11 protein-coding genes are annotated in these 13,107 nt (G+C 61.7%); 9 read left to right on the top strand and 2 right to left on the bottom strand.

Annotation, left to right across the window (positions count from 1 at the left end; translation table 11 throughout):
* The first annotated feature begins 85 nt into the window (after positions 1-85).
* Positions 86-472, top strand: a complete 387-nt coding sequence (locus tag DDD64_RS05395) for a DNA glycosylase AlkZ-like family protein (protein WP_206435389.1) — start codon at positions 86-88, stop codon at positions 470-472.
* 139 nt (positions 473-611) lie between these two features.
* Here the strand turns inward: DDD64_RS05395 and DDD64_RS05390 are convergent, their stop codons facing one another.
* Positions 612-2,270, bottom strand: a complete 1,659-nt coding sequence (locus DDD64_RS05390) for a zinc ribbon domain-containing protein (RefSeq protein ID WP_126135377.1) — start codon at positions 2,268-2,270, stop codon at positions 612-614.
* Positions 2,271-2,504: 234 nt separating this feature from the next.
* On the opposite strand from DDD64_RS05390, the gene DDD64_RS05385 reads away from it, so the two are divergent.
* Positions 2,505-3,368: a variant leucine-rich repeat-containing protein gene (locus tag DDD64_RS05385; protein WP_126135376.1), complete on the top strand. Its 864-nt coding sequence runs from the start codon at positions 2,505-2,507 to the stop codon at positions 3,366-3,368.
* A gap of 91 nt (positions 3,369-3,459) precedes the next feature.
* Here DDD64_RS05385 and DDD64_RS05380 read toward each other — a convergent pair whose 3' ends face one another.
* The gene (locus DDD64_RS05380) at positions 3,460-4,893 is read right to left on the bottom strand and encodes a purine-cytosine permease family protein (protein WP_126135375.1); all 1,434 of its coding nucleotides are present in this window, start codon (positions 4,891-4,893) and stop codon (positions 3,460-3,462) included.
* Between the two features lie 191 nt (positions 4,894-5,084).
* On the opposite strand from DDD64_RS05380, the gene DDD64_RS05375 reads away from it, so the two are divergent.
* From DDD64_RS05375 to DDD64_RS05345, 7 genes are all read left to right on the top strand, one after another.
* Positions 5,085-5,606, top strand: a complete 522-nt coding sequence (locus DDD64_RS05375) for a holo-ACP synthase (RefSeq protein ID WP_206435388.1) — start codon at positions 5,085-5,087, stop codon at positions 5,604-5,606.
* A gap of 220 nt (positions 5,607-5,826) precedes the next feature.
* The gene (locus tag DDD64_RS05370; protein WP_126135374.1) at positions 5,827-7,326 is read left to right on the top strand and encodes an amino acid permease; all 1,500 of its coding nucleotides are present in this window, start codon (positions 5,827-5,829) and stop codon (positions 7,324-7,326) included.
* A 167-nt stretch (positions 7,327-7,493) separates the two neighbouring features.
* Complete coding sequence (gene glyA / locus DDD64_RS05365; protein WP_126135373.1) at positions 7,494-8,804, top strand: serine hydroxymethyltransferase; 1,311 nt, start codon at positions 7,494-7,496, stop codon at positions 8,802-8,804.
* On the top strand, positions 8,804-9,742 hold the full coding sequence (locus DDD64_RS05360) for a bifunctional methylenetetrahydrofolate dehydrogenase/methenyltetrahydrofolate cyclohydrolase (RefSeq protein ID WP_126135372.1): 939 nt from the start codon (positions 8,804-8,806) through the stop codon (positions 9,740-9,742). Before glyA ends, DDD64_RS05360 begins: the two co-directional genes overlap by 1 nt.
* Position 9,743: 1 nt before the next feature.
* A complete protein-coding gene (locus DDD64_RS05355) occupies positions 9,744-10,574 on the top strand; it encodes an exodeoxyribonuclease III (protein ID WP_126135371.1) in 831 nt (276 codons plus the stop codon).
* 80 nt (positions 10,575-10,654) lie between these two features.
* Positions 10,655-11,953, top strand: coding sequence for a YihY/virulence factor BrkB family protein (locus DDD64_RS05350; RefSeq protein ID WP_241227437.1), 1,299 nt, complete (start codon positions 10,655-10,657; stop codon positions 11,951-11,953).
* 2 nt (positions 11,954-11,955) lie between these two features.
* On the top strand, positions 11,956-13,065 hold the full coding sequence (locus tag DDD64_RS05345; protein WP_126135370.1) for a mannose-1-phosphate guanylyltransferase: 1,110 nt from the start codon (positions 11,956-11,958) through the stop codon (positions 13,063-13,065).
* The last annotated feature ends 42 nt before the right edge of the window (positions 13,066-13,107 follow it).

Here is a 13,107-nt window from a genome sequence, read left to right as displayed (position 1 = left end):
AAGACTATTAGTGGGAAGGACGTTATTGCTTGACCGGTATCTGATATCCAGTCCTTATTAGTATCGAAACCAGAGAATGACAATCATGATTCGAGAACACAGATACACCACTACCCAGGACTTGACCACGTGGCTTGCCTCTGAGAGGGCCATGGAAGAACTGCGTTACACCAGTTGGCAGACAGGCAGCATCACCCTGCTATCGCCTTTCGATTCGCTTATCTGGACCCGCGCACGCCAGCGCGAGCTTTTCGGAAAAGACTATCGGCTCGAAGCGTATAAGCCGGCGAAGAACCGTGAGTTCGGATATTTCGCGATGCCAATGTTGTGTGATGAACGGATTATTGGCCGCGTTGCGGCACGGGTAAAAGATGGTCAGGTGAGGATAGAAAACCTCGAGGTAGACGAGGGCTTCTCCCAAACAACTATCCGAAGCGAGGTAACCAATCTTCTTGAGTCCTGGGCGGACTGAGGGAGGCGCGGCGGCGGTAACCGGGAACTGTGCGGCACCGAAAGGGGCGGGGTAGTTCATGACAAACTACCCCGCCCCGCTCTTTTGCTGAGTAACAGCAGTGCCCAGTCACAGTTGCGCTTGGTAACTGGAGCCGTGTTTACCAGCCGTAATTATCCTTAGAGAAATCCACCGTGATCGCCCCGTCCTTCACCTCGAAGCGCAGGGTGCGATTAACCCAAATATTGACCGGGAATTCCGATTCCTTCCAGGGGTCTTTTTCGCTGTAGCGCTGCTTGTAATTGATGATGGCTTTGCCCTTGACCTTGGCGGTGCCCACGTAAGCACCATCTTCGTAGCGCACGCTGGCGGCATCCACCTCGACCTTGGGTTCTTCCTTCCACGAACGCCGAATTTCCGTCACGGCCTGGAAAACCGGATCGCTCATATTCAATTCGGGGCATTCTTTCACCTCGAAAGTATTGGCGGGCATACACGCCTCGTAGCGGGCATTCACCTGCTTTTGTACCTCCGCGGTCACCTCCGGGGTGAAGCTCGGTTCAATGGAGGTCGAGGAACCCGGGCCAATAACGGGAACAGATACACTCTGTGCCTCTCCGAAGCTCACGAAGGTATCCCCGCCCTGCGCATCCACGGTATACGTCCCCGGGAAAGCGGGGAGCGAATAGTACTCGCTGAGCCGTTCGCCTTTATTGGCCGGGTCCACCGTGGTCGAAAGATCGACGTCGACCCCGTTAACACTGAGTTGCGGTGTGACTGAACGCAGTTCCACGGTCCCCAGTGGCGCATCGGTGACCTGCCATTCGGAGAAGAACAGGAATTTCTTGCCGCGTTCACTCAGCGTAAGGTCAACCGGATACTTCTTCATGTCGATGGTGAATTCCGCGCTCACATGCACGGTATCTTTCCCGCCCGCCTGAGGCGCCTTAAAGGCAGAGATGATCTCAAAATCGGTGGGCCGGTTGGTGGCCTTGCTATAAATCTCATCGCTGAGGAGCAGGCGCTCACCGGAACGCACATTCGGGTCGTACACCTCGAGCGCCGCGCTGGCCTTCCCCTCCACAATCGCGGAAAGATATTTCTCGGCAGTTTTTTCCGGTGCGAATTTACTGGCCGTCACCTTAAAAACAATAACTCCCGCCACGACGAGCACGAGCAGAATCACCAGGCTGATCCACAATTTCTTATGGGATTTCTTCTGGCGTGGTGCCGCGGGTACCGCGGATACCGGAGCGGCCGGGTACATTCCTCCAGGAAACCCGGGGCCCGCCGCCGGACTCGGCGCGGTGCCGTATCCGCCCGGAGGTGCGTAGCCCTGCGGCGGAACACCGTATCCGGGCTGCGGTGCATAGCCCGGTGCAGGTGGGTAGCCCGGAGCCGGTACCACATCCGGGGCAACGCTGGCGCTGGCTGCACTCGGAATCTCCTCAAGCATGCGCGGAAGCGCGATACGGGTGGGCGCGCCCGCCTCGGCATCGGCCGGTACGTGCGGTTCAGGCCCGCTTGGGGAGGGGGCCGACGGCGCCGCTGCCGCGGGTGAATTCTCCACCGCGGGTGAATCCGCTGCCGGGGTCTCGGCAGAGAACGCGGGTTCCGGATCCGGTTGCGGGGGAGGCGGCGGAACGGGAACCGTGCGCGGATTCGCCGGAGTGGCCTCAGGCTGAGGCGCTGGCGCGTCCTCTACCTGCGGAATAGTCCGGGTCAGCCCCGCATCTTCAGGCGTCTGCGCGGAGGGCGGGGGAGGTGGAGGTGGGGGCACCGGCGTGGACGGTGGGAACTGGTCAGGTCCGTTAGTCATGGATAGTCCTTCCTCACAGATGGAGTACGGTGACGTGGAAGGTGGAACTCGCGTGATGAGCCCCGCCGTCGTACCTGTAGAGTTTTTCATAAACTCCACGTACCTAGGGTAGCTGGGATACTGTTACTACAGGAGAAAACTCCGTATATTAACCATAGAAACTATTAGTAGCTACACGGGTTTTCGTCCGGGTTCGCACGGCACGAAAATTCTATGGGAGAAAGTAGAACGGCTATGATGTACGATCCGCGCACGATGACCCTTGAGAATTTGGGAGACCCGCAGATTACCGCGCGGGATCTTGCCGATATTGCGGCCCAGCGCCCCGACCTATGGGATGCCATTGCGGTGCACCCGCAGTGCTACCCGGCGCTGGTCTCCTGGATTCGCGAGCGCCAGGCCGAAGCCCAGGGCCAGCCGGCCCCGCAGCCCCTCACCGCCGAACAGTGGCAGGCTCGTTTCCAGCTGGATAACGGGCGCGAACCCACGTTGCGGGAGTACCAGGAGGCCGTGGCTCAGGGCGCGGTGGCCGGGCCGGGCGTTCCGGATAACTCCGTGGGGGATATGAAAGAGGGCCTCAAGCAATTCGCTACCGGCGCCAAGGATTTTGTTAATAACCGGGTGGCTCCGGCGGTGGCCCAGCAGGCCGGTGCGATGCGCCAGGGCTTCGCGGCTGCCTCCGTGGGGCGCGGTTCCAAGTGGAATGTGATTATTCCGGCGGTGCTTATCGGCGCTCAGGTCCTCGCGATGCTCAGCGTTTTCCTGCCTTTCGCTTCCGCCTTTGGTTTTTCCGCCAGTATGATTACGGGGGACGCAGAATCGGCGTGGATGGTCATTCTCTGCTACCTCATCGCGGCTGTTTTCTCCACGCTTGCTCTGGTGATGAAGAAAAAGTGGACGATGGCTACCGCCGGCGGGGTGGGTTTGCTTTTCGGAATTCTGCTCTTTATCGGGAGTATGAACGCGCTTTCGAAGCTTTCTGAATTCTCTGAGGTTGCCAGCGTAGGCTTTGGCTTCATCCTCTTCATCCTCGCCACCATCGTGGATATTGCCTTCTCCATCTGGGCTATCGTCGTGGTGGTCAAAAAGCAGTACTAACAGGGAAATCTTGCGGATAGCAAGAACGATCGGATCATAAAAGTGGGGCGGACATCATCAAAATGTCCGCCCCACTTTTGTACGCGGAGTGCTAGTTCATCTCCACTTCCTGGCGGCGTACCCGCGCCCCGCACAGGGCGTAGTAGGCCACGAAACCGATGATGAGAGCCAGGATCACGCCAATGTTGCCCGAACCGAGCGGCCCGTCCACCCCGCCGATGAGGGGGAGGAGGTAGCCCTGCCAATCATTGAAGGGGGCATCGGAGAAGCCGTTGACGACCAAACCCCAGCCGATCACACAACACACCGCCAAGATGGCCAGCGAGGTCACGTTGTAGTTGCCGTAGCGGCCGGTGGGGGAGAAGAGTGCGGCGTCGTCGTAATCACGCTTGCGCAACGTAATATCCGCCATCATGATGCCGGTCCACGCGGCAAGCGGCACCCCCAAGGTGACCAGGAAGGACTGGAAGGGACCGATAAACGTGGGTGAGAAGAAGGTGACGTACACGGTTCCCACGGTGAGGATAACGCCGTCGATGAGGGAGGCGAGGGGTCGTGGAATCCGAATCCCCAGGGTGAGGAGCGTGAGCCCCGAAGAATAGATACCGTTAATCGCGCCCGACAGCAGCGAAAGAATCGCGGTGAGGAGGAAGGGGAGAAGGAACCAGGTAGGCAGGATCGTGGCCAACGCGCCTACAGGATCAGCGCCGATGGCGTCGGAGAGGGCGTCATCTGAACCGGCGAGCATAAGGCCGAAACTAATGAGCACCACCGGGCCGAGGGAACCACCCAGGGTATTCCAGAAAATAATGTGGCTCCCGCGCGCCTGCCGGCTTTGGTAGCGTGACCAATCCGCCGCGATATTCACCCAGCCCAGGCCCATGCCGGTGAGCACCATGACGAAAGCGCCGAGCATGGCCGCCACCGAGCCGGACGAGTGGGAGAAGAGCGCGCCGGCGTCGAGATGCGGGAAAACTAAAATGATATAGATAATGGTGGTGATGCCGGTGATCCAGGTGAGAACCGCCTGCATTTTCATAATAATGTGGTAGCCGGCCACCGCGCCCAGCACGATGAGGGTGGCAACAATCGCTGCCGCTACCACTTTGACCGTGGTGGAATCTTCCCCGGCCCAGCCCAGCCGCGCGAGCACCGTGTTGGTGGCCAGAACTGCGGTAATGGCCAGCGACGTTTCCCAGCCGATGGACGTCAGCCAGGAAATAATGCCCGGAACTTTCGCGCCGTTCACCCCGAAAGCCGCCCGGGACATGACCATCGTAGGCACCGAGCCGCGTTTGCCGCCCAGCGCGATGACCCCGCAGATAGCGAAGGAAAGAATCACGGCGATGACCGTGATAGCCAGCGCCTGCGGGAAAGAAATACCAAATCCAAGCACCCACGCCCCGTAACTCATCCCAAAAACGGAGATATTCGAGGCGAACCACGGCAGGAAAAGATGCCGGGGTTTCGCGGTGCGCTCACTATCGTCGACTATTTCGATGCCGGTTGTCTCTATCGATGCCATAGGTACTATCTTTCTCCAGCTCAGCGGGGAATGGTAGAGGGACAGCGAAATTCGGGACGAGCAGACAGGAAGCGGTGGCCTCGTTTACCATAAAAGGGAATAGTTACGCGGGAGCGAAAGTCACGGGGAACGACGGCGCCGCTTTGGCTTTGAGCTGGCCACACGGATACGTCACCAGGAAGGAGCACGCGGTGATCGCCGGAATTGGAACCGATACCGTCGCAATCGATGCCTTCGCCCAGCAGCTGGATCTACCCGGCTCCCGCTTCCGCAACGTTTTTACCGCGCGGGAAATGCGCTACGCGATTCGCCGGGCCCAGCGCCACACCCGCACCGAGGCCGCCGGAGCTTTCGCCACCCCGGCCGCGGAAGATGCCGGATTCGAGACCGTTATTCCGGCCGCGGAACTCGCCCCGCACCTGGCGGCCCGGTGGGCCGCCAAAGAGGCCTTTATTAAAGCGTGGTCGGCGGCTCTTTACGGCTCCCAACCGGTACTGCCCGAGGGGCATTGGGACGCCATCGAGGTCACCAATGACCGCTGGGGGCGCCCGGCGATTATCCTCGGGGCACCGATAGCCGGGGCGGTTCATAAAACCCTGGGGAGTGTCAATATTCATGTTTCGATGAGTCACGATGGGAACGTGGCCAGCGCCGTCGTTCTTATCGAATACCAGAACACCGGTGCGCCGCACCGGGCCGCACCCACCCGATAAACCGCGCCTAAACCGCGCTACACCCAGCTCCTGGCCGTAACTACACCCCGAAGTGGCCGGAAATAGACCCGCGGTTCACGCTCTGAGAAGCAGTGGCGCGCCACCGCTGGCGTACACTACCGTGTGCCGGTACGAACGAAGCACTGAGGCGGTGGCACGGCCACCGCGGGGAGCGGAGCCCGCACGGGGCGAGGCGCCGCGATGAAGGAGCTGAGAAAACGTGGCACCACAGCAAGCTGGACAATCCGAGCAGACCGGGCCGTCCGAGCAATCGGAACAATCCGCCGAGCCGCAGCTGCAGCGCGGCCTGCACGCCCGCCACCTCACCATGATCGCGGTGGGCGGGGCGATTGGCACCGGGCTTTTCGTGGCCTCCGGAGAAACAATCAGCCAAGCCGGTCCGGGCGGAGCCCTGGTGGCCTACGGGCTCATCGGCATGATGGTCTACCTCCTCATGCAATCGCTGGGGGAGATGGCGGCCTACCTTCCGGTGGCCGGGTCCTTCGAAGAATACGGGCGGCGTTTCGTTTCGCCCTCTTTCGGTTTCGCCACCGGCTGGAACTACTGGTACAACTGGGCGATTACCGTGGCCGCAGAGCTTTCCGCCGCGGCGCTCGTGATGAAGTACTGGTATCCGGATACGCCCGGCTGGGTGTGGTCTGCGATCTTCCTGGCCCTGCTCATTTTGCTCAACGCGCTCTCGGTGCGCACCTACGGGGAAGGTGAATTCTGGTTCGCTCTTATTAAAGTGGTGACGGTTCTCGCCTTTATCGCGGTGGGGCTCCTCATGATTGCCGGTGTTTTCGGGGCGAGCCCGGGACTGGCTCACTGGACGGAAGGCGAGGCACCTTTCGTCAACGGCGGAGCAGGAATCCTCGCGGTTTTCATGGTGGCCGGTTTCTCCTTCCAGGGCACCGAAATGGTGGGGATCGCCGCGGGGGAGGCTCGCGACCCCGCCACCACGGTTCCGCGTGCCACCCGCACAATTTTCTGGCGCATCCTCATCTTCTACATCGGCGCCATCGTGGTGGTGGGCACCCTGGTGGCCTATAGCGACCCGAACCTGCTGCGCACCGATATTTCCGATATTGCGGTCTCGCCCTTCACCCTGGTGTTTGAGCGCGCCGGGGTGGCTTTCGCGGCCGCCGTCATGAACGCCGTTATTCTTACCGCGGTGCTATCGGCCGGTAATTCCGGCCTGTATGTCTCCACCCGCATGCTTTTTGCGCTCGCCGAGCAGGGCAGCGCCCCGAAATTCCTGGCGCGCCTGACCCGCCGCGGCGTCCCGCTCAACGCCATGATCATCACGATTCTGGTGGCTACCGCCTGCTTCATCTCCTCCTTTATGGGCGACGGCAAAGCTTACGCCTGGCTCGTCAACGCCTCCGGCTTGGCCGGTTTTATCACCTGGATGGGTATCGCGTGGAGCCATTACAATTTCCGGCGCGCTTTTATCGCCCAGGGCCGTAGCCTCGACGAACTCCCCTTCAAGGCGCGTTTCTACCCGGCCGGCCCCATTGTGGCGCTGGTGATGTGCGCGGTGGTGATCGTGGGGCAGAGCTACCTCATTATTACCTCCGGTGGTGGAGCCCTCGACCTGCTCTCCTCCTATATCGGATTGCCGCTGTTCTTCGGCCTGTGGTGGGGCCACAAACTCATCACCAAGAGCCCCGCCGCGGATCTCTCCCGCGCGGACCTGAGCGCCCCCAAGATTTCCTGAGCCGCCCGCTTTTCCGTGCGCCGCGGCTATGTTCCCACCGGCCTTGAGCACGACGACGCCGCGACGCCCCGCGTGGTCCCGGAAAGCTGCGCCACAATTTTTGTGTCGTAACCCCGCGGTAGACTGTCGACCTAACAGCGAAGGCGTGGAAGGTGTGGAGGAGAGACATGAGTACACCACTGGATGAACCTTTGGCCGTGGCGGACCCGGAAGTTGCCGCAATTCTCACCGGGGAATTGCGGCGTCAGCAAGAAGGCTTGGAAATGATCGCGTCGGAAAACTTCGTTTCCCGCGCGGTTATGCAAGCCCAAGGCTCTGTTCTCACCAATAAGTACGCGGAAGGCTATCCCGGGCGGCGCTACTACGGTGGTTGCGCATGGGTGGATAAGGCCGAAACTCTCGCCATAGAGCGGGCAAAAAGCCTCTTCGGGGCGGATTACGCCAATGTGCAACCGCATTCGGGTGCCTCGGCGAATGCCGCTGTCTATCACGCGATGGTGAAACCGGGTGCGAAAGTACTGGGCATGGCCCTCGATCAGGGCGGGCATCTCACCCACGGTATGAAACTCAATTTCTCCGGGCGCAATTACGATGTGGCCGCCTACCACGTGAACCCGGAAACCTATCTTCTCGATATGGATGAGGTGCGGGAAACCGCGCTGCGCGAACGCCCCGCCATGATTATCGCCGGGTGGTCCGCCTACCCGCGGCAGCTGGATTTCGCGGCCTTCCGCTCCATTGCTGATGAAGTTGGTGCCGTGTTGTGGACGGATATGGCCCATTTCGCCGGCCTCGTGGCCGCAGGGCTGCACCCCAACCCCCTCCCGTATTCGGATGTGGTTACCACCACCATTCACAAAACTCTGGGTGGGCCCCGCTCGGGGATGATCCTGTCCGCGCGTGGGGAGGAATACGGCAAGAAGCTCAATTCCGCGGTATTCCCCGGCAACCAAGGCGGCCCGCTCATGCACGTGGTTGCCGCGAAAGCGGTGGCTCTCGGGTATGCAGCCACGGAAGAATTCCGCCAGCGTCAGCTCCGCACCCTGGAAGGCGCACAGATCTTGGCCGCCCGGCTCACGGAAGCAGATGTGGCTCAGGCAGGTATCTCGATTATTTCCGGGGGCACTGATGTCCACCTGGTCCTCGTGGATCTGCGCAATGCCGCGATCAACGGTCGGGAAGGGGAGGACCTGCTGGGGAGCATCGGCATCACCGTCAACCGCAACGGGGTTCCCTATGATCCGCGCCCACCTTTCGTCACCTCCGGGTTGCGCATCGGTACCCCGGCGCTGGCCACCCGCGGTTTCGGCCCGGAAGAATTCACGGAAGTTGCCGATATTATCGCCCGCGCCCTCATCGGTGGGCACGCCGCGCCGGTAGAGGAGCTGCGCGCCCGGGTACGCGCGCTCGCGGACCGCTTCCCGCTGTACGCCGGTCTGGACCAAATTGGGGCCATCCGGAACGGGGAAGGGCAGTAATGGCAGCGCAACTTCTGGACGGGCGCGCCGTCGCCGCCGCTATTAAAGATGAACTGAGGGTGCGGGTGGAAGCTCTGCGCGCTCGCGGTTACACACCCGGGCTCGGAACAGTGCTGGTGGGTGATGACCCGGCTTCCGCGGCGTACGTGCGCGGCAAGCACCGCGATTGCGCAGAAGTGGGCATCGCTTCCTTGCAGGTGGAGCTGCCTGCTAGTGCCAGCGCCGCGGAAGTAGCCGATGCACTCCGCGATCTCAATGCCAATCCTGCCTGTACCGGCTATATTCTCCAGCTCCCGCTCCCGGCAGGCTTGCCCGAATCCCGCCTTATCGAAGTGATCGATCCTGATAAGGATGCGGATGGGCTTCACCCGATCAACCTCGGGCGCCTGGTAGCGGGCGTGAGCGGGCAGCTCACCTCCCCGCTGCCCTGCACCCCGGCCGGCATCGTGGAGCTGATCGAACGCCACGGGCTCAACCTTGCCGGCAAACACGTGGTGGTCCTCGGGCGCGGCATCACGGTGGGAAGAACCATTGGTCTCCTTCTCACTCGGAAGAATATTAACGCCACCGTCACGCTCTGCCATACCGGCACCCCGAATATTCCCGAGCTATGCCGGCGCGCTGATGTCATTATCGCCGCGGTGGGCCAGGCTGGTTTCGTCCGTTCGGAATGGGTGGCGCCCGGCGCTGTCGTTGTTGATGTGGGAGTAACTCGGGAGCGCACCGCGGAAGGTACCTGGCGCACCCGTGGGGATGTGGATCCGGGCGTGCGCGAATCTGCGGCCTGGGTATCACCTAATCCCGGTGGGGTCGGTCCGATGACCCGTGTCATGCTGCTCAGCAACGTCGTCGATATGGCTGAACGCTACCTGGCGCAGCAGCACGCAACAGAACCAGGCGCCTCGGATCATTCCGGGGCCGGATACAAAGGGGAATGAGATGCGGATCAGCACTGTTAACGTCAACGGGATCCGCGCGGCCGCGCGAAAAGGAATTGCGGCGTGGCTGGAGGCCACCGCGGCGGATGTCGTGCTGCTTCAAGAAGTGCGTGCCCCCGCGGATATCACCGCAGATATTTTCGCGGGCACCGGCTACCAGGTTTACACGGCCGTTTCCGAACTCAAAGGCCGGGCCGGGGTCGCGGTGGCGGTGCGCGAAGGTACGGGCGTGGGCGAAGTGCGGGATCACCTGGGCGTGGGAGCCGATGGAGAACCTGTTGGGTCCGAAGCGCCGGTGGATAGCGGGCGCTGGCTTGAAGTGGAACTCCCGGATCTCCAGCTGCGGGTGGTGAGCGCCTACCTGCATTCGGGAGTGGCGGATAATCCGGAAAAAATGGCGGCAAAATACGCGCATCTTGAGCGGGTGAGTGCCCGCCTAGCGCAATTTGACCCGGCCGCCCGCACCCTAGTTGCCGGGGACTTCAATATCGTCCACACCGAAGCTGATATTGAGAACTGGAAATCCAACCACAACCGTACCTCCGGGGTACTCGACGATGAAATCGCCTACCTGGACCGGTGGTTCGGTGGGCCCTGGGTGGATGTGCAACGCGCGTTGCTGGAACGCAGTGGGCATGAGGGCAAAGGCCCCTACACCTGGTGGAGCCAGCGCGGCAAAGCTTTTGACAACAACGTAGGCTGGCGTATCGACTACCATATGGCCAGCCCGGCGCTTGCCGCCACCGCGCAATCTTTCACTATCGGGCGAGCATCCTCCTATGCGGAGCGCTGGTCCGACCACGCCCCGCTCACGGTGGACTACCAGCTCTAGGTGCACTGTTTGTACCGTTCAGGACCGTTGAGGAATCAAAAACTTCTGTTTTTGTCGTAGACCTCACGTACGATGGCTATGTGACAAAGCAGAACTCCATGATTGCCGGTGTCTCTCGAGCTCTCGGCGTGGACCGGCAGGGGCGGCAAGCCGCCCGGCACGGTGCACCCGGTGGGGAACGGGGTGCGGAAAGCGCAATAGCCGGCGTCGTCCATAAAGGAAAAGCTCTGGCCGAATGGGTGCAAGGCACGCGCATCATGCGGGGGCTGGGGCGCTACGGAAAGGCCCGCGGGGGCCTGCTCGCCGGTGGAATCGCCTACTCGGCACTTTTCGCTATCACCGCGGCTCTCACCATTTCCTGGACCGTCTTTATGGCCACCCTCGGCAGAAATGCGCAGCTGCGGGAAACTGTGGTGGATGCCGTCAATGCGGCCCTACCTGGCATTCTCCAGGATTCTTCCGGGGAAGGGCTCATCAATCCCGATGACCTCATCCTCTCGGGAACCTCGGTAGTGGCGACCATCATCGCGGGTGCGGTGCTGCTGTGGACGGCCATGTCTATTATGGCCGGGCTCTCCACCGCTATCGGTGCCATGTTCGGGGTGAATCAGCGGGTCGAAAATGGGGTGGTCAGCATCCTCTTCCGCCTCGCCGGATTCGTGGTGCTTGCCCTGGGGATTCTTACCTCCGCGATTATCGGCTCCCTCGTTGGTTCGGTAGGAACCATGCTCCTTACCCGTGTAGGAATGGACGGGGCATTCGTGCAATTCGGAACCAAAATCGCGGTCTTCCTGCTCGCGGCCACCGTGGACGCGCTTGTCATCATGTTCATTATCCGGTTCACCTCCGGGATCCGGGTACCCCGCCGCGATTTCATCACGGGGGCGGCCCTCGGCGCGATCCTGCTCTCCCTCATTCGGGTAGCGGGAACCTCCGCGGTATCCAGTGTGTCCGGAAACCCGCTCCTCGCGCCCTTTGCCGCCATCGCCACCCTGCTGCTGTGGCTCAACCTCGCCTCGCGCATTGTGCTCATGGTCTCGGCCTATATGGCCAACCCGCCGCGGGTCTACGTGCCGCAAGATCCGGAAGAACTGCGGGCCACCACCACGCCCAATTACGTCACCCTCTCCGTTCCGGAAACACTCGCGTGGCCCCATGATCCCATCACCGGCTCCCTCCTTCCCGAACCGGATAACGCCATCGGTACTGAGGAAGAAGATCTCCCCGAATGGGGCGGCCTGGCCGGTAACCTGGCCCGCCGTAGGGCCGAAAAGCTAGAATCAAAGGCGCGCGAGGCGCAGCTCAAAGCTGAAGAAGCTCGCGCACACTACGTGAGCGGACAGCGCGAACTCGCCCGCTCGCAGCGAAAGGACAGCTAGGCGTGACATTCCATGCGATTATTCCCGCCGGGGGAGCCGGCTCACGGCTGTGGCCGCTCTCGCGGGCCAGCCACCCGAAGTTCCTGGTTGATTTCGGTTCGGGGCACACCATGATTCACGATACGGTGACCCGGCTTGCCCCGCTAGCATCCAGTATCTATACCGTGACCGGCACCGCGCATGCCGCGGCCGTCCGTGAGCAACTAGCCGATATTACGACGCCCCTTCACTATGTAGTTGAGCCGAGCCCGCGCGGCACGATGGCCGCCATCGGTCTTGCCGCGGCGCTCGCCCACCGCGCCGATCCGGATGCGCTGGTCGGTTCCTTCGCGGCTGATCATCGTATCTCCAATACCGCGGCCTTCACCGGGGCCGTGCGCGGCGCGCTGGAGGCGGCCTCCCGCGGTTATCTTGTTACCCTCGGGATTACTCCAACCGGGCCGGCCACCGGATTCGGCTATATCCGCGCGGGCGGGGCACTCCCCGGTGAACCTCTTGAGGCCAATGCCTTTGCCGTGCAGGTAGAACAATTCGTGGAAAAACCGGATGCGGAAACTGCCGCGCGTTATCTCGCGCAGGGGGGATACTACTGGAACGCCGGTATTTTCGTGGTGCGGGCGGCCACGCTTATGGATATGCTCACCGACTACCGCCCTGATATTGCCGCCCCGCTGCGCCAGCTTGCCCAGCTGTGGGATCTGGACTCGGTTCAGCAATCTCCCCAGGTAGAAGCCATATGGGCGTCGATCCCGAAAGAAGTTATTGACCGGGCGGTAGCCGAACCGGCAGCTGCTGCCGGCCGGGTGGCCGTGGTTCCCGCAGATATGGGCTGGTCCGATGTGGGGGATTACGATTCCCTCGCCGAGGGTATCCCCGCCGGGGAGCTCACCGCCCAGCGTGTCCCAGGAAGCACGGGGGCTCCGGTGCTCACTGTTGATGCGCCGGCTTCTCTGGTGTACAGCTCAGCGAAGCCCATTGTTGTGGTGGGAGTACCGGGCGCCGTCGTTATTGATACCGGAAGCGCTCTGCTAGTGACCACCCGCGATAAAGCTCAGGATGTCAAAAAAGCCGTTGACGGTCTGGACGCGGCCGGGCTGGCCGAGCTCAGGTAGTTTTCCGCTCCGCGTAGCGGAGTGGAAGGCGCGTAGGTAGCG

It is taken from the genome of Actinotignum sanguinis (genome assembly GCF_003957255.1).
GTDB classification, from domain to species: Bacteria; Actinomycetota; Actinomycetes; order Actinomycetales; family Actinomycetaceae; genus Actinotignum; species Actinotignum sanguinis.
The sequence above is the reverse complement of the archived record's forward strand: the minus strand, read 5'-3'. Positions and strand labels throughout refer to the sequence as shown.

What these genes read in the sequence shown, in the direction of transcription:
- DDD64_RS05395 (WP_206435389.1), top strand. Translation starts at nt 86, where the DNA reads ATGATTCGAGAACACAGATACACCACTACCCAGGACTTGACCACGTGG.
- DDD64_RS05390 (WP_126135377.1), bottom strand. Translation starts at nt 2,270, where the DNA reads ATGACTAACGGACCTGACCAGTTCCCACCGTCCACGCCGGTGCCCCCA.
- DDD64_RS05385 (WP_126135376.1), top strand. Translation starts at nt 2,505, where the DNA reads ATGATGTACGATCCGCGCACGATGACCCTTGAGAATTTGGGAGACCCG.
- DDD64_RS05380 (WP_126135375.1), bottom strand. Translation starts at nt 4,893, where the DNA reads ATGGCATCGATAGAGACAACCGGCATCGAAATAGTCGACGATAGTGAG.
- glyA (WP_126135373.1), top strand. Translation starts at nt 7,494, where the DNA reads ATGAGTACACCACTGGATGAACCTTTGGCCGTGGCGGACCCGGAAGTT.
- DDD64_RS05360 (WP_126135372.1), top strand. Translation starts at nt 8,804, where the DNA reads ATGGCAGCGCAACTTCTGGACGGGCGCGCCGTCGCCGCCGCTATTAAA.
- DDD64_RS05355 (WP_126135371.1), top strand. Translation starts at nt 9,744, where the DNA reads ATGCGGATCAGCACTGTTAACGTCAACGGGATCCGCGCGGCCGCGCGA.